This window comes from Nereida sp., assembly GCF_965655635.1.
Classification (GTDB): Bacteria; Pseudomonadota; Alphaproteobacteria; order Rhodobacterales; family Rhodobacteraceae; genus Nereida.
The window spans coordinates 82462-103973 of the sequence record NZ_CBFHHE010000005.1; the positions used below are offsets into that span (position 1 = coordinate 82462).

At 54.2% G+C, this 21512-nt stretch carries 22 protein-coding genes and 1 other RNA gene; 10 read left to right on the top strand and 13 right to left on the bottom strand.

The annotated features are described in order from the left end of the window. Nucleotides 1-18: 18 nt before the first annotated feature. Both ACTF5M_RS02920 and clpS read right to left on the bottom strand, forming a co-directional pair. The gene (locus tag ACTF5M_RS02920; RefSeq protein WP_438959593.1) at nucleotides 19-1005 is read right to left on the bottom strand and encodes a class I SAM-dependent methyltransferase; all 987 of its coding nucleotides are present in this window, start codon (nucleotides 1003-1005) and stop codon (nucleotides 19-21) included. Between the two features lie 18 nt (nucleotides 1006-1023). After that, complete coding sequence (clpS, locus tag ACTF5M_RS02925; protein ID WP_438959617.1) at nucleotides 1024-1362, bottom strand: ATP-dependent Clp protease adapter ClpS; 339 nt, start codon at nucleotides 1360-1362, stop codon at nucleotides 1024-1026. A gap of 379 nt (nucleotides 1363-1741) precedes the next feature. On the opposite strand from clpS, the gene ACTF5M_RS02930 reads away from it, so the two are divergent. Then, nucleotides 1742-3076, top strand: a complete 1335-nt coding sequence (locus ACTF5M_RS02930; RefSeq protein ID WP_438959594.1) for a D-alanyl-D-alanine carboxypeptidase family protein — start codon at nucleotides 1742-1744, stop codon at nucleotides 3074-3076. An 18-nt stretch (nucleotides 3077-3094) separates the two neighbouring features. Here ACTF5M_RS02930 and ACTF5M_RS02935 read toward each other — a convergent pair whose 3' ends face one another. From ACTF5M_RS02935 to ACTF5M_RS02955, 5 genes are all read right to left on the bottom strand, one after another. Next, entirely contained in the window at nucleotides 3095-4702 is a 1608-nt protein-coding gene (locus ACTF5M_RS02935) for an ABC transporter ATP-binding protein (RefSeq protein ID WP_438959595.1), read from the bottom strand. After that, nucleotides 4699-5799, bottom strand: coding sequence for an ABC transporter permease (locus tag ACTF5M_RS02940; protein WP_438959596.1), 1101 nt, complete (start codon nucleotides 5797-5799; stop codon nucleotides 4699-4701). Before ACTF5M_RS02940 ends, ACTF5M_RS02935 begins: the two co-directional genes overlap by 4 nt. Next, entirely contained in the window at nucleotides 5796-6878 is a 1083-nt protein-coding gene (locus ACTF5M_RS02945; RefSeq protein WP_048598893.1) for a microcin C ABC transporter permease YejB, read from the bottom strand. The genes ACTF5M_RS02940 and ACTF5M_RS02945 overlap by 4 nt, the downstream gene beginning before the upstream one ends. 21 nt (nucleotides 6879-6899) lie before the next feature. Then, on the bottom strand, nucleotides 6900-8813 hold the full coding sequence (locus ACTF5M_RS02950) for an extracellular solute-binding protein (RefSeq protein ID WP_438959597.1): 1914 nt from the start codon (nucleotides 8811-8813) through the stop codon (nucleotides 6900-6902). A gap of 180 nt (nucleotides 8814-8993) precedes the next feature. Further along, the gene (locus ACTF5M_RS02955; protein ID WP_438959598.1) at nucleotides 8994-9503 is read right to left on the bottom strand and encodes a c-type cytochrome; all 510 of its coding nucleotides are present in this window, start codon (nucleotides 9501-9503) and stop codon (nucleotides 8994-8996) included. A 123-nt stretch (nucleotides 9504-9626) separates the two neighbouring features. On the opposite strand from ACTF5M_RS02955, the gene ACTF5M_RS02960 reads away from it, so the two are divergent. Continuing rightward, nucleotides 9627-10475: a prephenate dehydratase gene (locus tag ACTF5M_RS02960; protein WP_438959599.1), complete on the top strand. Its 849-nt coding sequence runs from the start codon at nucleotides 9627-9629 to the stop codon at nucleotides 10473-10475. Between the two features lie 8 nt (nucleotides 10476-10483). On the opposite strand, the gene ACTF5M_RS02965 is transcribed toward ACTF5M_RS02960, so the two are convergent. Further along, nucleotides 10484-10936: an SRPBCC family protein gene (locus ACTF5M_RS02965; protein WP_438959600.1), complete on the bottom strand. Its 453-nt coding sequence runs from the start codon at nucleotides 10934-10936 to the stop codon at nucleotides 10484-10486. 72 nt (nucleotides 10937-11008) lie between these two features. After that, nucleotides 11009-11968 (bottom strand): NAD(+) diphosphatase, encoded by a 960-nt coding sequence (gene nudC / locus ACTF5M_RS02970; RefSeq protein WP_438959601.1) that lies wholly within the window; start codon nucleotides 11966-11968, stop codon nucleotides 11009-11011. A gap of 97 nt (nucleotides 11969-12065) precedes the next feature. On the opposite strand from nudC, the gene ACTF5M_RS02975 reads away from it, so the two are divergent. The 6 genes from ACTF5M_RS02975 to recR all read left to right on the top strand — a co-directional run bounded on the left by ACTF5M_RS02975 (nucleotide 12066) and on the right by recR (nucleotide 17158). Next, the gene (locus tag ACTF5M_RS02975) at nucleotides 12066-13502 is read left to right on the top strand and encodes a bifunctional metallophosphatase/5'-nucleotidase (protein WP_438959602.1); all 1437 of its coding nucleotides are present in this window, start codon (nucleotides 12066-12068) and stop codon (nucleotides 13500-13502) included. A gap of 342 nt (nucleotides 13503-13844) precedes the next feature. Beyond that, nucleotides 13845-13943: signal recognition particle sRNA small type (ffs, locus tag ACTF5M_RS02980), an RNA gene on the top strand. Between the two features lie 116 nt (nucleotides 13944-14059). Continuing rightward, the gene (locus tag ACTF5M_RS02985) at nucleotides 14060-15820 is read left to right on the top strand and encodes a DNA polymerase III subunit gamma/tau (protein ID WP_438959603.1); all 1761 of its coding nucleotides are present in this window, start codon (nucleotides 14060-14062) and stop codon (nucleotides 15818-15820) included. Between the two features lie 68 nt (nucleotides 15821-15888). Then, nucleotides 15889-16221, top strand: coding sequence for a hypothetical protein (locus tag ACTF5M_RS02990; RefSeq protein WP_438959604.1), 333 nt, complete (start codon nucleotides 15889-15891; stop codon nucleotides 16219-16221). Between the two features lie 2 nt (nucleotides 16222-16223). Next, nucleotides 16224-16559: a YbaB/EbfC family nucleoid-associated protein gene (locus ACTF5M_RS02995; protein WP_048598884.1), complete on the top strand. Its 336-nt coding sequence runs from the start codon at nucleotides 16224-16226 to the stop codon at nucleotides 16557-16559. Between the two features lie 8 nt (nucleotides 16560-16567). Beyond that, nucleotides 16568-17158 carry a recombination mediator RecR gene (gene recR / locus ACTF5M_RS03000; protein WP_438959605.1) on the top strand — a complete coding sequence of 197 codons (591 nt, stop codon included), beginning with the start codon at nucleotides 16568-16570 and terminating at the stop codon, nucleotides 17156-17158. A gap of 67 nt (nucleotides 17159-17225) precedes the next feature. Here the strand turns inward: recR and ACTF5M_RS03005 are convergent, their stop codons facing one another. After that, nucleotides 17226-17981, bottom strand: coding sequence for a DUF1013 domain-containing protein (locus ACTF5M_RS03005; protein ID WP_438959606.1), 756 nt, complete (start codon nucleotides 17979-17981; stop codon nucleotides 17226-17228). A gap of 132 nt (nucleotides 17982-18113) precedes the next feature. Here ACTF5M_RS03005 and ACTF5M_RS03010 point away from each other — a divergent pair, with 132 nt between their 5' ends. Beyond that, nucleotides 18114-18746 carry a ribonuclease T2 family protein gene (locus tag ACTF5M_RS03010; protein WP_438959607.1) on the top strand — a complete coding sequence of 211 codons (633 nt, stop codon included), beginning with the start codon at nucleotides 18114-18116 and terminating at the stop codon, nucleotides 18744-18746. Between the two features lie 53 nt (nucleotides 18747-18799). On the opposite strand, the gene ACTF5M_RS03015 is transcribed toward ACTF5M_RS03010, so the two are convergent. Both ACTF5M_RS03015 and ACTF5M_RS03020 read right to left on the bottom strand, forming a co-directional pair. Continuing rightward, entirely contained in the window at nucleotides 18800-19774 is a 975-nt protein-coding gene (locus ACTF5M_RS03015; RefSeq protein ID WP_438959618.1) for an NAD(P)H-quinone oxidoreductase, read from the bottom strand. Between the two features lie 31 nt (nucleotides 19775-19805). Further along, complete coding sequence (locus ACTF5M_RS03020) at nucleotides 19806-20510, bottom strand: COQ9 family protein (protein ID WP_438959608.1); 705 nt, start codon at nucleotides 20508-20510, stop codon at nucleotides 19806-19808. Nucleotides 20511-20621: 111 nt separating this feature from the next. Between ACTF5M_RS03020 and rpsU the strand changes: the two genes are divergently transcribed. Then, on the top strand, nucleotides 20622-20828 hold the full coding sequence (gene rpsU, locus ACTF5M_RS03025) for a 30S ribosomal protein S21 (RefSeq protein WP_048598879.1): 207 nt from the start codon (nucleotides 20622-20624) through the stop codon (nucleotides 20826-20828). A 133-nt stretch (nucleotides 20829-20961) separates the two neighbouring features. Here rpsU and ACTF5M_RS03030 read toward each other — a convergent pair whose 3' ends face one another. After that, entirely contained in the window at nucleotides 20962-21483 is a 522-nt protein-coding gene (locus ACTF5M_RS03030) for an Lrp/AsnC family transcriptional regulator (RefSeq protein ID WP_438959609.1), read from the bottom strand. Nucleotides 21484-21512 lie beyond the last annotated feature (29 nt).

Consider the following 21512-nt stretch of genomic DNA (forward strand, 5'->3'; position numbering starts at 1 on the left):
GATGCTTCCTAACTTGGTTTACCAGCGGCGGCGTGGCTTGCGGGCATGTAGCACTTTGAAGCTTGCGTCGCCTGCGATTTCTTTGACGTCCGCAAACAGCTCAGACAGCGTCCCTTCATAAGGCAGGTGTCTGTTTGCAACGATCCACATTTGCCCGCCGGGGTGCAATACTGACGCACCGGCCGCGAGAAATGCGCGACCAATTGCCGGATCTGCAATACGTGATGTGTGGAACGGTGGGTTGGAAATAACCGCGTCGTACAACGCTTTTTCTGGCTTAAACCGCGTTGCATCCGCCCAATGCAAATTCGCGCGCTCATCAGTTACATTGTGAGCAGCGCATAGATGTGCTGCATGGTCAGCCTCAACCATATCAAGATGGACGACGTTATCACGCTTCAAAATCTGCGCCGACAACCAACCCCAGCCGGAGCCCATATCCATAATTTTGGCAGGCAATTTGGTGGGCAAAGCCGCGGCAAGTGCTGCGCTTCCTTTATCGACCGCGCCCGCAGAAAAGACACCGACACTGGTTTTAAAGCCATCCGGCCCATTCTGCATCGGATCATCTATTGCCCAAGCGCTAAGGTCTGCACCGGCTGAGATTGTGAAAGCTTTGCCGTGCTGCTTGGAAAATGCCGAAGTTACATCACACATCTTGCGAAGATCACGAAAAACGCTCTCAACGCTCTCAACTTTCAGGCCATCAACACTGACTGCCCCGTCAGTTCGGCCGGCCGCATCGGCGATCCGCGCGCGGATAGCGTCTTTGGCGCGCGGGAGAAACACGATGCTGTGGGCAAATCTGCCCTCAGGAAGGGGGCTAACGGTGTATCCGCGCGCAGCCCACGCATCATAGTCCGGCTTGAACGGCTGAATAATGGAAACGCGGTCCTGAGGCAGCGCAGCTAAGTCTGCATCCGCGGATGGGCCCCAAACCGCAATTACGCCCTCATCGGGCAGCGGTACATAGCCCGCATCTATGGCAAGTGAAAGTCGTGACATCAGGAGAGCGGCCGGAGCCTATTCCTTTTCCATTGTGCATTGTAGCGGGTGCTGGTGACGCTGCGCGAATTCCATCACATGCGTCACTTTTGTTTCCGCCACCTCGTGACTGAAAACACCTACAACAGCCAGCCCTTTTTTGTGGACGGTCAACATCAATTCAAACGCCTGTGCGTGGTTAAGGCCAAAAAACCGCTCAAGCACGTGCACAACAAATTCCATTGGTGTGAAATCATCATTGAGGATCATCACTTTGTACATCGGTGGCCGCTTTGTCTTTTCACGCGGCTTCGTTGCCAACCCGATGTCGCTTTCAGGGCTGTCAGGTTCGTCGTTTGAAAGGTGCCAGTTCGCCATCATTACTTTGAAATCCCATGGGCCGTGGTGCGACACACTATATAAAGCCACTACGCCGTATGAAAAGGGGGCAATCCAAAGCACAGGGCATATGCAATAATTTGCCCGTCAAAGTAGACCGACCTATACAGGGCTTATGTAGGCGGGGCAGCCGAATACACTACCAAATATTGAGAAGCATCTATCGAAAGATAGCAAAACCTATTGAAAATAAGGGGGTTTTCGGATTCGCCAAAAAATGGTAACCAATTAACAATAGAAATGGTCAGTCGGAAAACCGGCGATCAGAGGCAGAGTTTGGCAAGGCAGGTTCCCAGTGTTTTACACCTTTGGGCGCGTTTCGCGTATGTTTGTTTTCACACTCGCATTGGTATGTGTGATGTTAACCCCTGGAATGGGCGTGACGGCCCCTTATGCGGCAATGGTCATTGACGCACGGTCGGGTGAGGTTCTTCACTCCCGCAACGCTGACACCCGCCTGCATCCCGCATCTCTGACAAAAATGATGACGCTTTACGTGGCGTTCGAAGCTGTCCGCAAAGGTGAGATTAGCCTTGATACACGCGTAAAAATATCGCGCAAGGCCGCCGCAGAGCCCCCCTCAAAGATCGGCCTCAAGTCGGGTCAGCGCATTCAATTTCGCTACCTGATCCGCGCAGCAGCCGTGAAGTCAGCCAATGACGCCGCCACTGCAATCGGCGAGGCCATCTCAGGCTCGGAAGCTGCGTTTGCCCGCCGCATGACACGCACAGCCAAAGCCTTGGGCATGTCCAAAACCACATTCAAGAACGCGCACGGATTGACCGAAAGCGGTCACATGTCGACAGCGCGAGACATGACCACAATGGGTCGGCGACTGTTTTACGACTATCCACAATACTACAACCTCTTCTCGCGCATTACGACAGACGCTGGCATCCGCACGGTCTCCAACACCAACCGCCGCCTTCTTGGCAACTACCGCGGCGCAGACGGCATCAAAACCGGCTACACCCGCGCGGCAGGCTTCAACTTAGTTGCAAGTGCTGAACGCGGCAACGAGCGGATCATCGCAACTGTGTTTGGAGGTCGCTCAACTGCAACGCGTAACGCACGCGTCGCCGAATTGCTGGATATGGGCTTCCGCCGCGCACCTACCAATGCGCCCGTTAGAAAACCCGCACTGCCAAACTACGTGGCAAGCCTCACTGACGATGATACGGAGCTAAAGGGCAAGACGATCCGCCTGCACACGGCGGTTAAGAAAAGCCTGCGTCCCGTTGCGCGCAAGGGTGGGGCTAAGCCCGATCAAGAGATGTTACTCGCCTTGGCAAGCACCGTTGAGCAGGCAGTTGCTCAAGCCGTCGACACCAGCGCCAGCGCAAACGTGCAAACCTCACAGCCCATATTATTGGCGACTGCGACCCCACCCAAACCGCGGGTCCGACCCACTGTGGCACAGCCAAGTATGGTGACACGCATTTCAAATTCGGGCGGCACGCGTGACTACGGGATCAATGTCGGCAAGTTCGGTACGAAATACAAAGCGGAACAAGTTTTGTTGCGCACCGCGTTGATGGAAATGAACACGCTTGACGGTTCTCTGCGCAAAGTGATCCGCCGCAGGAATGGGTTTGATGCGAATTTCCTGGGGCTTAACCAACAAACCGCGGCGCTTGCCTGTCGGCGCCTACAGGCCCGCAATGTCGATTGCGAAATTGTTGGTCCAAGCTGACAAAATAACGCAGCGGACCTAGATCCCCGCGCCAGCAGCGGCCTCAAGATCAAACGCAGCAGCCATAAGCGCCTTGGTATACTCTGATTGCGGGTCATCAAAAATCTGATCACGCGGACCCGCCTCAACCACGTCACCGCGCCTCATGACCATCACCTGATGCGATAACGCGCGCACAACTTTCAAATCATGCGAGATGAAGATGTAGGCCAAGCCGTACTTGGCCTGCAGGCCGCGCAGAAGCTCAACAATTTGCACCCGCACAGTCATATCAAGCGCAGAGGTAGGCTCGTCCAGAATGACAAGTTTGGGACGTAAAATCATCGCCCGCGCAATGGCAATCCGCTGACGTTGGCCGCCCGAAAACTCATGGGGGTATCTGTCCATAGTTGCCGGATCCAGCCCGACCTCAGTCATGATTTCGCCAACCATGTCGCGCTTGTTGCGACCTGCTTCAACACCGTGAACCCCGAGGCCCTCCGCGACAATCTGTTCAACAGACATCCTTGGGCTCAAACTTCCATAGGGGTCTTGAAAAACAATCTGCATATCGCGGCGCAGTGCACGCAGCTGGCGCTTTTGTAGCTTTGAAATCTCGCGGCCCAAAAAGGCGATACGCCCCTCTGACTTGATCAGCCGCATCATCGCCAGCGCCAAAGTCGTTTTTCCAGAACCAGACTCGCCAACAATTCCAACCGTCTCACCTGCGCGAACCGATAGGCTGGCCGCGTTCACAGCTTTGACATGGCCCACGGTTCGCCGAAGCAAACCGCGTTCGATCGGAAACCAAATCTTGAGATTGTCAGTTGTCGCAACCACTGGCGCATCCGCGGGTGCAGGGTCAGGCACGCCAACGGATTCGGCACTAAGTAGTGTTTGGGTATAAGGATGCTGTGGGGCGTCAAAAATATCTGCGGTCAGCCCATGCTCAACGATTTCACCATCTTTCATCACACAGACACGGTCCGCAAATTTTCGCACAATTGACAGATCGTGAGTGATGAAGAGCATCGACATGCCGAGATCCCGCTTCAACTCGGCTAGCAATTCAAGAACCTGGGCTTGGATCGTTACATCAAGAGCCGTAGTAGGTTCATCCGCGATCAAAAGCTCTGGGCCATTTGCCAGCGCCATTGCGATCATCACACGCTGACGCTGCCCACCGGACAATTGGTGCGGATAGCTCGACAACCGGCTTTCCGCATCGTGGATCCCAACACGCTCGAGCAATTCGACCACGCGGGTGCGGGCTGCGACACCGCGCAACCCTTGGTGCAACTCAATTGACTCCGTCAGCTGTTTTTCAAGCGTATGAAGCGGGTTTAGCGATGTCATCGGCTCTTGGAAAATGAAGCTGATATCATTGCCTCGCACTTTACGCAGGGCCTTTTCATCCGCCCCCACCATTTGCTGACCGTTATAGGTAACGGAGCCTTCGATGCGCGCGTTCCGCCCGAGTAGGTTCACAGTCGAAAGCGCCGTGACCGACTTCCCAGACCCAGATTCCCCCACCAATGCGACGGTCTCGCCTTTGCCAACAGCAAAGCTAACACCGCGCACCGCAAGCGCAGATTTACCGTCCTGCTGAAAGGACACCCGAAGGTTTTCTACGTTCAACACGCTCATGCAAAAGTCTTTCTGGGATCGAAGGCATCGCGGACACCCTCAAAAATGAATACCAGCAACGACAACATGATGGCGAAGGTGAAAAAGTTGGTAAACGCAAGCCACGGTGCAAAGAGATTACGCTTTGCCTGCAATGTCATCTCGCCCAATGACGGCGCAGACGCTGGCAGGCCGTAGCCTAAAAAGTCGAGCGTTGCCAAACCACCGATCGTGCCTGTGATGATAAATGGCATCATGGTGAGCGTTGCGATCATCGCGTTGGGAAGCATGTGCCGGAACATGATGGTCCAGTTCGACACCCCCAAGGCTTGCGCCGCGCGGACATATTCAAAGTTGCGCGCGCGCAAAAACTCGGCGCGGACCAGTCCAACAAGCGCGGGCCAGCCAAACAAAATCACTAAGAAAATCAGCATTCCAATGCTACGGCCAAAAATAGCGAACATAATAATGATGACGTAAAGTGATGGCGTAGCGCCCCAAATCTCAAGCACACGCTGGAATGTCAGATCCAGCCAACCACCAAAGAAACCCTGCACGGCACCAGCGATAATACCAATCGCGCTTGCCAGACTGACGACGGCGATTGTGAACAAAATAGACAGGCGGAACCCATAAATCGTGCGCGCTAGAACGTCTCTGGTTCCCTCGTCGGTGCCTAACCAATGGTTGGCGTCAGGGGCAGACGGTGCAGGGCCGTCAAGCGTATTTGGCGTGTCATAGCTGTAGGGAATAACAGGCCAGAGCATCCAGCCTTTCTCAAAATCAGGATCAGAGAATGCACCGTTTTCAATCTCTGACATAATCTCAATCGGCTCATCGAAACAGTCGATGACACCACCGGAGATAATGAGGCATTTCACCTCATCGTCGCGGTAAATGGCTTCGGTTTTGAAATCCCCACCAAATTGCGTTTCGGGATAAAAGTTGAAAACGGGCGTGTAATAATCACCACGGTAATTCACCAAAATCGGCTTATCATTTGCCAAGAATTCAGCAAACAACGACAGCACGAACAGCACCGTAAAAATAACCAGCGAGTAAAAAGCGCGCCTATTATTGCGGAAATTGCGCCAGCGGCGTTTGTTTAGCGGGCTCATGTCTTGCGACTTTCAAAATCGATGCGCGGATCAACCAACACATACATCAGATCCGAAATGATACCCATCAAAAGGCCCACCAGGCCAAAGACAAACAACGTGCCGAAAATAACCGGATAGTCACGTGCGACAGCGGCCTCAAACCCCAATCGACCAAGCCCATCGAGGGAGAAAATGACCTCAATGATAAGTGACGAGCCAAAGAAAATACTAATGAAAGCAGCGGGGAAACCTGCGATCACAATAAGCATCGCGTTACGAAATACATGGCCGTAAAGGACGCGCGCCTCTGACAAACCCTTGGCTTTTGCAGTGGTGACATATTGCTTGTTGATCTCGTCCATAAAGCTGTTTTTGGTCAACAGCGTCAGTGTCGCAAAACTTGCAATTGTGGTGGCGATCACTGGCAACGTGATGTGCCATAGGTAGTCTTTGATTTGCTCCAGCAACGTCATGTCCGCAAACCCTTCTGATGTCAGGCCCCGCAGAGGGAAAATGCGGTAGTACGAGCCACCTGCGAACAAGACCAACAGCAAAATCGCAAACAAGAAGCCGGGGATGGAATAGGCCACAATGATCGCGCCCGAAGTCCATGTGTCAAACGGCGTTCCGTCGCGGACCGCTTTGCGAATCCCCAACGGGATTGAGACCACATAAGCGATCAGCGTTGACCAAAGCCCAAGGGTTATCGACACCGGCAGCTTTTCCATCACCAACTCAAAAACGCCAATTGATCGGAAGAAACTCTCGCCAAAATCAAGGCGCATGTAGTTCCACATCATGATCATGAAACGCTCAACGGGCGGCTTATCTAGGCCAAACTGCTGCTCCAGCTCCGCGATAAATTTAGGATCAAGGCCCCGTGCGCCTTGGTAGGTGTCATCTGCCTCTACCGAGGCACCACTATCGCCACCTGCACCAGTGATGCCCCCCAGCACATCCCCCTCGCCTTCAATTTCGGCGATGATTTGCTCCACAGGACCGCCGGGCACAAACTGCACCAACGCAAAGTTGATCACCATCACCCCGAGTAACGTGGGGATGATCAAAAGTAATCGTCTTAGGATATATGCGCCCATGCTGCTGCGTCTGCTTTCGTCTTAGTTCTGAAACGCGCCGACGGCTTCCAGTTCCGCCGCACGTTCGGCGTTGAACCACCAGAAGTCCAGATGACCAAGCGCAAGCGGGGGCAAAATATCCTCCGGCGGATGTTCAAACATATCGTAATACGCCACCCAATGTTTGTCGTTGTACCAAGTGGGGATGATGAACAACTCATCGCGCATGACACGGTCAAGGGCACGTGCAGTGGCCACAAATTCCTCTTGGGTTTTGCTGAGTAACATCTTTTCCATGATCGCATCAGCCGCCTCATTGGCAAAGCCCGCAGGATTGAACAGGCTTACCGCCGCATCTTCCGAGCCAAAACGCTGTGTGTAACCCAACCCCGGGCCATAACCCGTGGCATAACTTCCGTAGACCATGTCGTAGTCGCGATCACGGCGGCGCGCCGTAAATTGTGCGGGATCAACGCGTTCGTAATTGGCATCGACACCGAGACGCTTCAGGTTTTCGATGAAAGGCAACATGATGCGGTCGAAGCTGGGATTACCTTCCAGCAGGGTAAGGGACAAACTCTCGCCGTCTTTGACCAACATGCCACTACCATCCACGACATAACCCGCTTCCTCCATCAGCTTTGACGCCGCTCTGAGATTGCGACGATCAAGCTGCCGCTCGCTGGATGTATGTGGTAGAAAGGCGGACGTTGTCAGAAGCGATGGATCAATCAGATCACCCAATGATTGCAACACTTCAAGCTCACGCCCCTCAGGAAGACCACGTGCGGCCATATCGGTGTTTTGCCAAAAGCTCTCGCGCTGTGCAAAAAGCCCGTATTGCAGCGTCTCATTGGTCCATGTGAAGTTGTACATCAGCGCAATCGCCTGACGGACACGCTTGTCTTGGAAGGCGTCTTTACCAAGGTTAAATACGAAACCGGACGATGTCGGCAGCGCAGTGTTCGGAAGTTCTTTCTTTACGACCCAATTTTTATCAAGCGCCGGAAAGTCATAAGACGTACCCCAGTTTTTTGAGCTGGTCTCTTGGCGGAACGAAAATGCCCCTGACTTAAAGCCTTCAAACGCGGCCGCCGCGTCACCGAAATATTCAATACGAATGCGGTCAAAATTGTGTCGGCCTTTATTGAGCGGCAGATCATTGCCCCAATAATCGGGATTGCGCACATAAGTAACTTGGCGCGGGGCGTCAGCACTCTCAAACATATAGGGACCACTGCCCAGAATTGGGGTCATCGTGCTTTCATCAATCCGCAGATTTTCCGCCTCAAAATAGTATTGGGGAAGCACGGCGTTGGTGCCCATTTGACTGATCAACCCTTCGCGCGGCACCTCAGGGTTGAAGGTATATTTCACAGACAGGGGGCCAACTTTCTCAACGCTGCTCACCATGCGGGCAAGCGCATCGCGGTAAGACGGAAACGCCTGCTCCATCAGCAAATTCCAAGTAAATACCGCATCATCCGCCGTCACGGGCTCACCGTCAGAAAATCGCGCCTCGGGGCGGATATGGAATATTACCCAGTCCTGGCTTACCGGATACTCCAACCGCTCCGCGAGTAAGCCATAATCTGTGTTGGGATCGTCAAGCGAAGTTTCCATGAAACGCTCAACCATCACCGATGAAAGGGAGGCCGGATCACCTTTGCGCGAAAAAGGCATCAGGCTGTTGAATGTGCCCACCGCCGCGAACGAGATTTCACCACCCTTTGGCGCGTCGGGGTTCACGTAATCAAAATGCGCGAAATCAGCGGGATACTTGGGGCTACCAAGTGTGGTGAATGTCTGCGCAACAATAACGTTTTCATCGGCCCGAAGCGCTCCCACACAAGCGATCAAGGTTCCCACGCTCAACACCGATACCGCTACAAACTGGGCAAATCGGTTCGGACGGTTCACGGATTTCGCGCGGCTACGGCTTGGTGTGATTTTCATAGGTCCCTCAAAACTTATCAACGTCTTAGGTTAGATGTGAAGCTAAGGTCGCATTTGTCCAATGTTCAAGAGGATTATGCCGCAGCTAGCGGATATGTGAGGTTTCGTTTACGCAAACAAAAACGGCGCAGGGTTCATCCCTACGCCGCTTTGTATCTGTTAAACTTGATTGAGGGCGCGTTATTCGCCGTTCGTTTGCAAGTAGGCGATCAAAGACGCGCGGTCTTCGATTTTTGCCATTCCGCGATAGCCCATGATTGTGCCAGGTGCATAGTTCTTGGGGCTTTCCAGAAAGCCGCTCAAGTTCTCTGGCGTCCAGTCACCTTCCATGCTGGCCAATACGCCAGAGTAGCCATAACCGTCTACAGAACCTTTGTCGCGACCAACTACGTTATACAAATGCGGCCCAGTACCGTTGGCACCGTCTGCTTGCTTGTGACACGCGCTACACTGACGCCACAATTTCTTGCCTTTGTCGATGTCCGCTGCTGCGAATGCTTCGTCGAAGGATACTTCTACAACTTCAACTTCTGCCTCGTCTGATTCGACTTCAATCGCGTAAGCTTGCTGCTCATCGCCGTGCTTACCACCGGTGTGGTACATTTCCTCAGCCACCCAAGAGCCAAGCAAAAAAACCAATAGGGAGCCGCACAGCCCGCCCAATACTTTCGTAAATGTCATCGTGTCCATTTTGTCGCGTCCGTCATTTGGCTTTACAATTGGTCCCTATATGCCCTTCCCTGCAAAAAGAGCAAGGTGTAGCAACCGCGACGAAACGCCCTTTTTTACGAATTACACCAAGGACTTCGCAAAATGAGCAGTCAAAAGCCCAAAATTATCGCCTTCCAGGGGGAACTGGGCGCCTACTCTCATGAAGCATGCGCAGTTGCCCGCCCCGACCATACCCCACTTCCCTGTCGTACGTTTGAAGACGTGATCAAAGCCGTCCGCGAGGGGCGCGCAGATCTGGCGATGCTACCGGTTGAAAACACCACCTACGGGCGCGTTGCAGACATGCACCGACTTCTGCCCGCATCGGGCCTACACATCATTGACGAGGCATTCGTGCGCGTTCGCATTGCGCTTATGGCCCCCAAGGGCGCCACGCTCAGCGATATCAAACTTGTCCGTGCGCACCCTGTTTTGATCCCCCAGTGCCGCACTTTCCTCATGCAGAACGGCATAGCAGATGAAACCGCAGTAGACAGTGCTGGCGCGGCGGCCGATCTGGCGCGCAACCCAGAGCAAGGCATCGGTGCTTTGGCATCAGAGCTGGCCGCTGAACAATATGAGCTTACCGTGCTGGTCCGCGATATCGAGGACGAAGACACAAACACCACCCGCTTTTTGATCATGTCCCGCGAGATGGATCCAAGTAGACGCGGCGACGGCGTCATGATGACCAGCTTCGTTTTCCGCGTTCGCAACATCCCCGCGGCCCTATACAAAGCCATGGGTGGGTTTGCGACGAACGGCATCAACATGACCAAACTGGAAAGCTACATGGTAAACGGCGAATTTACCGCAACCCAGTTTTACGCCGACATTGAAGGCCATCCAGATGATCAGAACGTCCAACTGGCAATGGATGAGTTGGGCCACTTCACCGACCAAATCACCTTACTTGGGGTCTATCCCGCCCACGCCTGCCGCAACAGTTAGGCGCAGGCTTAGCGACCAGAGTAGCCGTCTTCGATGGTTTCTGCCCAATCAGACACCCGATTGGCAAACCGCTTTTGCGCCCGCTGTCTAGCAAGTTTGAATGATTGCAGTAAAACCCGCGCGGTCAGGGTCTTTGCCTTAGCATTTGTGCTGACCACCATCCGTGTGCGGCTGCGTGACAGCGCAACCAACTCCACACTGAAGCTAAATTCCATACCCTTGATGCGCGCCTCATAACCCAACTTTTCATCAATCCCATACTTAACCAAGGTGGCCTTCAGCTTGCGGTCTTTGCCCCGCAAGCGAAATTCAGCGGTCCACGTGGTGCCAACACCGATCTGACCACTGCGCGTCACTTTCGCCCCACGGCGTAACGGGAGCCGCTCAAGACTGTCGTAATCCGTAAGCCGCGCAAATACAAAAGACGTGGGAGCAGATATATCTTCTTGTGTGCTCAACATCACCGAAAACCTTACTCTTTAAGCATCATCAGGCCGTGTTTTGTGCCACCGCCTGATTAACAATTCGTGCACTCAGTCTAATGTATCCGCCAGCCAATTCTCCAGCAAAAAGTGCGCAATTGCCCCTTTTCGAGCCGGATCAATATCAGCGTGACGACCCGCAAAGACCTCGGCCAGCTCTTCACGGGTAACCCAACGTGCGGCTTCAATCTCAAGGGGATCAATCGTTATGTCTGTGCTAGTTGCTTTGCCATGTACGCCAAACATTAAAGACGCAGGAAAGGGCCAAGGCTGGGACGCCAAATACTCAACCTCACCAACGCGAACCCCAGATTCCTCAAAGACCTCACGGCGCACAGCCGCCTCCAGGGTTTCACCGGGTTCAACAAAACCCGCCAACAATGAATACATTCGCTCAGGCCAATGGGGTGAGCGGCCAAGCAGTACCAAGTTACCACGCGTGATCAACATAATGACTACCGGATCGGTGCGCGGAAAATGATGCGCTTTGCAAGGGTCACAATTACGCTGCCAGCCGCCCGAAGCCATCACCGATGCATGCCCACATTTGGCGCAAAACTGATGGGACGCGTGCCACGTAAATACTGCCCGCGTAGTTGCCGTAATCTCAGCATCCAGTGGTGATAGCCGCAACATCGCACCACGCAACTCGCAAAATGCAGCCCCCTCTGGTGCGTTGGGCGGGACTTGTTCTGACGGGTCAACGAACTGGTTGAGCGTGCTCAAATCCGCATCCTCCGGCTCCCACCCCGAAACATCAGCAGCAAACAGCATCTCACCATCAGCACCTTGCCCAAGAAAAACCGGCGCTTCGCTTTGCAACGCGAGTAATGGATGCTCACCACTTACCCAAGCAACGCCTTCAGGCCCCAAAAGCGGTTTTCCCCGCCAGATCAAAAGCACATTGTTTGTTTGCTGAAACGCCTTGGAAAGCACCTCGGCGTTGCGGCGTAATTCTGCGCGCCTTTCAAGCCCACCACCGCCAAATGTCACTGTCTCAGCATGGCGCATCGCCTGCCCTCCCCAAAAATAGTAGGTTACGTCATCCCTCGGACTGGCCTACCCTGACACCATGTTAGTCTTCACACATTGCTAATGATTAGCCATCGTGAGCGCCAGAGCCTCAAATTCGACAACGCTTGTTGTCCTCGCAACATCCGACTTGCACGGCGCCCTCACGCCAAAGGATAGCGCGCAAGGCAGCTTAGCAAACCTGTCATCGGTAATTGCAGACGAGCGGGCAAAAGCAGCAGTGTCGGGCGATCAAGTTTTATTGCTTGATAATGGCGATGCATTGCAGGGCAGTGATGTGATGGATTGGTGCGCTACGCCCGAAGGCTTGCGTGCCGAGCATCCTGTCATAGCCGCTTTTGCCGAACTGAAATATGATGCGATCACCCTTGGCAACCACGAATTTGACTACGGCATGACCGCGCTAAGCCAGCGTATCGGTGAGGCAACGCAGCCGGTCGTCTCATGCAATATTGCCGGTGTTGATCATGTTGTGCCTTGGACAATCCTTAAGCGCGATGTGACATTGCCGAGCGGTACGACCAAGGAACTGCGCATCGGCATCACGGGGGTTTGCCCCCCGGAAACCGCCCAATGGAACGCCGCGCGCCTACCAGATACAGTGCAGTTCAAGCCCATTATTCCAGCGTTAAGTCAAAGTTGCGCAGAACTGCGTGCCGTCGGTGCAGATGTGGTGTTATGTCTTGCACATATTGGTATCACCGCAGATGACACACTCTGCGTTCGGCCCGACGACTCACACGTCAACAAGAACGAAACGACTATGGAAGTGCTATCGATGAACGCTCTTGATGCTGTCATTTTGGGCCACACCCATATGTCGTTCAAAACAGACGCAAACGCCAAAATTCCCGCGGTACTACCTTCCGCCCACGGTGCGGAACTTGGTAAACTGGCTCTCGAATTAACCCATGACGGAAAGCGCTGGCAGGTGAGTAGCACGAGGGCCATGGCCCTACCTGCAGCGGCGCAGCCCCAAAAACTTACAACGCCTGCACTACACAGTGCGCGACAACAGGCCCAAGACTGGCTGGATGAACCCATCGGACAGAGCGAGATCGGCTTTAACAGCGCCCTCGCGCTGACCATGCCCACACCGCTTAGCAATCTGTTGGGAGATGCGTTGGTCGCTGCTGCGGCACCCTTTGGCAAAGGTTTTCCAGTTTTGACAACAGTGCCAATGCTACGAACCGGCGGTCGTACGAACGCGCTGAACTACACCCGTATCGCGGCAGGCACTTTGCGCAGGCGTGATCTGATCACCGCTTATCCGCTCCAAAGCAGCGTTCAATTAGTGCAGACAACTGCGCAAGCCCTGCGCGATGATTTGCGAAAAGGCGCGCGTATTTACGGCGATCTGACTATGCAAAGCCAGCTATTCAACACAGACGTTCCACGGTTCACGGCCAACATTGTTCACGGCGCGACCTACCAAATTCACCTTGATGCCGCACCAGATGCGACCAATCGTGTGAGCCCGCTCAAAAATCCAAGGCATCACGCTTGCAAATGATACGCCGCTTTTGGTGGCAACCGATGACTACCGCGTCCAGACAGGCAAAATCTCAGGAACAGTTTGTGAAGGACCTGAGATGTCGCTGAGACAAACGCTAGAGTCATACCTAGCACACACCACACCTACCCAAGCATCACACGGTGCTCTGCGGCCCGAGGCGTGGCATTTAGAATCCGGTAAGGGATCAACCGCCACGTTCAACGCACCATGTGACACGCCCTTGCCCGCGAACATCCCTCCCGCGGCCTGCCAAAGCGAAACACACCCCCAGCTCACCACTCTTGAGATGATGTTCTAAGCACCACTTGCACAAAATCGCCCTGCCCCCTATATCGGCCTTGAGAGGTTGGCGCGGGCAAGTGCCTCGCCAACCTGGTCAGGTCCGGAAGGAAGCAGCCACAACGAGCCCCACTTGGGTCGATGTCCAACCTCTCACCTTATCTTCTTTACACTGCGAATTGATCCCTAATGGCTTAGGCCAAATGATGCGGATTCCCCTGTGGACGTTGCCAGCCCACACCACTAGTCTGAAACAGTCTATCCATGAGGCTTTGATGACTGACAAACCCGCCTATCAGGTGCTTGCGCGTAAATACCGCCCCGAAACCTTTGCCGACCTTGTTGGCCAAGACGCGATGGTTCGCACGCTCAAAAACGCGTTTGAGGCCAACAGGATCGCACAGGCCTTCGTGATGACGGGTATTCGCGGCACGGGTAAAACCACCACCGCACGGATTATCGCCAAGGGCATGAACTGCATCGGCACTGATGGCACCAGTGGCCCCACGACTGAGCCATGCGGCGTTTGCGAGCACTGCACGGCGATCATGGAAGGCCGCCACGTTGACGTCATGGAGATGGACGCCGCCTCACGTACTGGCGTCAATGACATCCGTGAAATCATCGAATCTGTCGCCTACCGCGCCGCCTCTGCGCGCTACAAAATATATATCATCGATGAGGTGCACATGCTTAGCACCTCGGCGTTCAACGCCCTGCTGAAAACGCTCGAAGAACCGCCTGCACATGTCAAATTTATCTTTGCCACAACAGAAATCCGCAAAGTCCCCGTCACGGTGTTGTCACGATGCCAGCGATTTGACCTGCGCCGCATTGAGCCCGAAGTGCAAATTGCCCTGCTGCGCAAAATCGCCACCGGCGAAGGCGCTGAAATTACCGATGATGCGCTAGCCCTGATTACCCGGGCGGCTGAAGGCTCTGCGCGGGACGCCACATCACTATTGGACCAAGCAATCAGCCACGGAGCAGGCGAAACCACCGCCGATCAGGTACGCGCCATGCTTGGCCTTGCAGACCGTGGCCGCGTTTTGGACTTGATTGACATGATCCTCAAAGGTGACGCGGCAGGTGCCTTGTCAGAAATATCGTCACAATACGCAGACGGCGCAGACCCCATGGCGGTTTTGCGCGATTTGGCGGAAATCACCCACTGGACGAGCGTTGTTAAGATCACACCAGACGCTGCAGAGGACCCCACAATCGGCCCAGATGAGCGTGCGCGCGGCCAAGCAATGGCAGCGGCCCTACCGATGCGGGTGCTTACGCGTATGTGGCAGATGCTGCTTAAAGCAATCGAAGAAGTCTCGCAGGCGCCGAACGCAATGATGGCGGCAGAAATGGCAATCATTCGCCTGACACACGTGGCGGACCTCCCGGCGCCGGATGACTTGGTACGCAAACTAAAAGATATGACGCCCCCACCCGCAGCCCCCCAAAGCGGCGGCAACGGACCAGCTGGCGGCGGTGTGCATATGTCGGGTGGAGCAAGCACGTCAGCTGTTAGCCACAGAACATCCTCGGCCACACAAATGGGCGGCAACACCGAAGGCGCAACAGCATTGGCCGTGGATCAAGGTCTTGCACGGTTTGCGACGTTTGAAACCGTGGTTGAGCTGATCCGGACCCACCGCGATGTTAAGTTGCTCGTGGATGTGGAAAATGGCGTGCGCCTGATCTCATATCAACCAGGGCGTATCACCTTTGCGCCGACCCCGAATGCACCCGCGGATCTGGCCCAAAAACTCGGCAGCCGTCTGCAGGCGTGGACCGGCAACAGATGGGCCATCTCAATCGAGGCAGAGGGCGGCACGGAAACAATCGCTGAAAAGCGTGACGCTGCGGACCTTGCGCTGAAAGCAGAAGCCTCGGCGCACCCGCTTGTCCAAGCGGTTTTTGATGCATTCCCAGACGCGAAAATCGTTAACATCAAAACCATGAAAGATCTCGAAACCACCGTCGCCGGTGAAGCACTGGCAGAAGTTGAGGACGAATGGGACCCCTTCGACGAGGACTGATCAGCACTGCAATCTTACTCGGGACAACACCTCTGGCCGCTTACGCGCAGACCAGCGTGTGCGGCAGTTTGCGACCCACCTGGGAAGACGGCACCACGGCTACAGCAGTGGATGAATTGGTAGCCCTTATGTCCACGCCCCCTTCGCTTATCTTACTTGTGGCGACAGCATTTGTGATCAGGTTGCGTCATCAATGGGGCGCACTGATCGTTGTATTGGCATGGACTGCTTGGATGTCGACGCTCACGCTCGGCACGCCCGCACCATTAACGCTACAAGCCATGGCGGAAGGCTGCATCGGCAGCTCTTCTCTTTTTATCACCACGGTCATTGCGCTATGTGTCGCGACGATCCTTTACACAACACGTGGGGCCAAAACGCCCCCAACCACGGAGAAATAAAGATGTTCAAAGGCATGGGCGATATGGCCAAAATGATGAAGGCCGCCAAAGATATGCAATCCAAAATGGCCGAGATGCAAGACGACCTTGAGAACGTCACTGTGACCGGGGAAAGCGGGGCGGGTTTGGTCAAAGCAACAGCAACTGCCAAAGGCATTTTGACAGGCCTCGACATTGATCCATCCATCTTTCACCCGGATGAAAAAGAAGTGGTTGAGGACCTGATCCTTGCCGCCATCAAAGACGCACAGGCAAAGGCCGCGCAGAAGTCCCAAGAAGAAATGGGCAAGCTGACAGAAGGCCTTGGCCTTCCCGCTGATATGAAGCTGCCGTTCTAAAAACCGCTATGGCTCACTCCACGGATCTTGAAACACTCATCGATATGATGGCCAAACTTCCGGGGTTGGGCCCGCGCTCTGCGCGCCGTGCTGTGCTGCATATGATCAAAAAAAAGTCACTGCTGCTCAGCCCGCTGGCGGATGTCATGCAAACGGTCGCTGCAACTGCACGAGAATGTCTGAATTGCGGAAACGTCGGGACGACGGATCTGTGTGAGATTTGCGAAAGTGAAAAACGCGCAAACGGCCAGATTTGTGTGGTAGAGGACGTGGCAGACTTGTGGGCCATGGAACGCTCGCGGGTTTTCAAAGGCCGCTATCACGTGTTGGGCGGCACACTCAACGCGCTTGACGCCATTGGGCCCGATGAGTTGCGCATCCCACGCTTGCTTGGCCGTATCCGAACCGAAGAAATCAACGAAGTCATTCTGGCCCTTAACGCCACGATCGACGGGCAAACAACGGCGCATTATATCGCTGATCAATTGCCTGATCTTGAGGTCACTTCATTGGCCCAAGGCGTCCCGATTGGCGGTGAGTTGGACTATCTGGATGACGGTACTATCAGCGCGGCGCTCAACGCCCGCAAATCTTTCTAAACCCCTACGGCAGACACAAATGAAAAACGGCGGCGCCTTTCCTCAAGGCGCCGCCGTTCAGTATTTCTTACGCGTTGTCATCCTCATCAGCTTCCACGTCAGGTGCTGGTGACTTAAACAAGCTCTCTGCGTCATACTGTGGCTCTGCTTCTTCAGGCTCAGGTGTGCTATCACCAAGCGTGAAGGCCTCAAGACCAGCAATAGAGCTTGGCATCTTGGGTTCTTCGACACCCAAAGACTGCTCGGTGCTTACCAACTTACGGCGCTCATCATCAGACATAACACCGCCTTCTTTGGTCTTTTTCGCGTTTGCCTTTTGAACAGCTGTGTCCAATTCAGACTGCTTACACAGACCAAGCGCGACCGGGTCAATCGGCTGAATGTTTTGGATGTTCCAGTGGGTGCGCTCACGGATCGCTTGGATTGTTGGCTTGGTTGTACCGACCAGTTTGCCGATCTGACCATCAGACAGCTCTGGGTGGAACTTAACCAACCAGTAGATAGACGCAGGACGGTCCTGACGCTTGGACAGTGGAGTATAGCGCGGACCACGGCGCTTTTCTTCACCCACGGCAGCTTGGTAGAACTTCAGCTTGAGCGAGTGTAGCGGGTTCTTTTCCGCCGCTTCAATCTCTTCGGCTGTCAGCTGGTTGTTGGCGACGGGGTCAAACCCCTTCACGCCAGCCGCAACATCCCCATCAGCAATACCATGGACTTCCAACTCATGCAGGCCACAGAAATCTGCGATCTGCTTGAAGGTCATCGTGGTGTTGTCACACAGCCAAACAGCTGTTGCTTTTGCCATAATCGGTTTGCCAGACATAAGATGTCTCCTTTCATTAAACGTGCCTTCCCCGCGACCTTAAATCGGTCTGCCCTCGTTCGGGCGGGTTCACATTGTCGGGGAACTTGCATGATCGTATAAGGACACCAGTACGGTTTGGGAAGTGTAAACATGCGTTGGTTATTTGCTCTACTGATATCAAGCTCAATCGCCCAAGCGGCGGGCGAGAAATCAGGTGATTTTGATTACTACGTGCTGGCCCTGTCATGGTCACCTACATGGTGCGCGCTTGAGGGTGACGCGCGAGGCTCAGAGCAATGCGCAGATGACGCAAATTTTGGGTGGGTTCTGCACGGGCTCTGGCCCCAGTACAACAAAGGTTGGCCGTCTTACTGCCCCACCCCGGCGCGTGCTGCATCGCGCGCGCAAACTGCTGGGATGGCAGATATCATGGGCACAGCGGGTTCTGCTTGGCATCAATGGAAGAAACACGGCGCCTGTTCAGGGCTGTCTGCGGCGCGCTATTTTGGCACCGCCCGCGCAGCCTACGGGCACATCAACCGGCCCGAAGTGTTCCGAAAACTAGACCGCGCTGTTGAGGTCCCCGCACAGGTGATCGAAGAAGCTTTCATAAGGGCAAACTCAAGGCTGCAACGCGACATGATCACAGTCACCTGCAAATCTGCGCGCGTCCAAGAAGTGCGCGTTTGCCTGTCAAAAGATGGCCTGACGCCGGTCAGGTGCGGTGTAGACGTGCGGCGTGATTGTACTTTGGACGATGCCCTTTGGAACCCAATCCGTTAAACTATTTCCAGCACGACACAAGCACTTGGGAACTGCCCACCCAAAAGGCTGGCCTAGCCACTTACTTTCAGAACGATTTTACCAATGTGTTCGCTACTTTCCATGCGTGCGTGCGCCTTGGCTGCATCTGCAAGTTCAAACTCACTATCCATCACCACTTTGACACGGCCTGCTTCAAGCATGGGCCACACCGTATCACGCAACTCTGTTGCGATCTGTGCCTTAGCCAAATCAGACTGCGGGCGCAGAGTTGATCCCGTGATCGACAGCCGCCGCATCATGACGTGAGCAAAGTTCAGAGCCACTTTTGGGCCCTGCAAAAAGGCAATCTGTATAAGCCGCCCATCATCTGCCAAGGCACTAATATTGCGCGGGATGTAATCACCACCAACCATATCAAGGATCATATTGGCGCGACCGTTTTCTTTAAGGATGGCCACAAAGTCTTCGTCGCGGTAATTAATCGCCCGCTCAGCCCCAAGATCTTCGCACACGGCGCATTTCTCCGCAGTTCCAGCGGTTGCAAAAACCCGCGCGCCCGCTGCGTTGGCAAGCTGAATGGCCGTCGTGCCAATGCCACTTGACCCACCATGAATAAGCACCCGCTCACCCCCCTTAAGCCTGCCACGCATGAACATATTGGACCAAACGGTAAAGTAGTTTTCGGGCAGACAGGCCGCCTGCACTAGCTCAGTGCCGGCAGGAACAGGCAAGCAGTGCGCCGCGGGTGTCGCCACAAATTCCGCATAGCCACCACCTGGCAACAACGCACAGACCATCTCACCAACGGCGGGCCACACAACACCGGCACCGACCTCAACAACTTCGCCGGACGCTTCAAGACCCAGCAAATCGCTGGCACCTTTAGGTGGCGCATAAGACCCCGCACGCTGAAGCGCATCAGGCCGATTTACCCCTGCATAGGCGACTTTAATCACCACCTCACCGTGCCCAGCGCGCGGCACAGGACGCTCGCATAGCTGCAACACCTCTGGGCCACCCGCTTGGGTAATCTCAACTGCCTTCATCATCCGCGGATCCATTCGTTCTGTCTGCAGCTTAGCTTTGATCACCGCGCCACATGCCCGGTAAATCGGAAGGCGGGGCGAATTGTGTTGGCGCTTTGATTTGGCTCATCAACCAATTCGGCCCCGCCATGAGTTTGGATAAAGCAGGGTTTGAATTCACGTGCGCTTTGACTTTTTCAAACTGCATCACGTTCTCAATGCGACGATCGATAAAATCCCAAGTGGCCTGCGCCTCGGTGCTGTCATCACCCAGCCAATACAACACTGTCGAGGCATAAACGCCGGACAAGGTCGCCCGCTTTGTATACCAATTTACATCCTCAGAGGTATCACCCAAAACAGTCCAAATCGCATCTGCAGTACCCAAGATCAACTTGGCACCATCCGCAGCCAGATGTGGCAGCGCAAAAAGGGTCGTGCCCCGCTGTACCGCCTCTTTATCAGTAATCAATTCAAAGCGGGTACGCAGCGCAAACGCGACTTTCTGGCGGAACTTCATCTCACTCAGATCTGCTGCTTTGACGGCTGCGATCATCGCTTCGTCACCGCGTTTGTGAAACGCAATCGCCAGATCAATAGCCCCGCGTGGGCAAACAGACTTGGCCAAACCAATATCCATGCCCGAATCGCGCACAGCCGCTTTGAAAGTGGCATCGGACCACCCATCAAAAGCAACATGCATCAATGCAGCTTCAAGAAGTTCTTGCTTTGCAATGTCATAGGGCGCGGCAGGCATCAGGCTTCTCCTTATCAATGGGGGTATACTAGACACATAGGGCGCCGGTTGCTATACGGCCACTTCCTGCAATTCCATGCAACTTCAAACTAGAAAGGTGGTGAAAACCACATGCAGGTTAGTGTTCGCGACAACAATGTTGAACAGGCCCTTCGAGCTCTGAAAAAAAAGCTCCAGCGTGAAGGTGTTTTTCGTGAAATGAAGCTCAAGCAACATTTCGAAAAACCTTCCGTGAAAAAAGCGCGCGAGAATGATGAAGCTATCCGTCGTGCCCGTAAATTAGCACGTAAGAAAGCACAGCGCGAAGGTATGCTCTAAGAGCTGCTCAACACGCAACGCAAAAGAATTAAGCCCTCGCAAAGCAATTTGCGGGGGTTTTATTTTGGCTAATTGCTATGGTGTGCGGTATGGAGCAGCCCGAAAGGACCACGGTTCTTATTGCGCAAACAGATTAAACGGGAAGTGCTGTTGTTTTAAAAACTGTGCGTAGCGCAAAGCTTGATTGCATGGTTTGCACACCCGGCAAACGCGCAAGGTAGCGGCGGTGAATGGCTGCGAAATCATCTGTATCAGACGCCACGACCTTAAGCAGGTAATCCGCGCTACCAGCCATCAAGTGACACTCAAGAACATTTGGAATACGCGCCACAGCTTTTTCAAAGGCATCAAGCACCTCATCCGCTTGGGTCGACAGGGTAATCTCGACGAACACAGTCGTCGGCAACCCGATTTTGCGGGGATCCACCATCGCTACGTAATTGCGAATAAAGCCGTCATTCTCTAAGCGTTGCACACGCCTATGGCACGCAGATGCTGACAGGTTCACTGCATCAGACAATTCGGCGTTGGACATGCGCCCAGACTTCTGTAGCACCTTGAGAATACGGCAATCGGTGTCATCAAGTGGCGTCAATTCGAATATCCTCCGCAGTAATTCGAAATAAGTAGAATATTCTTGCACTAAGCGCCACATCAACCAGTCAATTAAGTGAGAAAATGCGC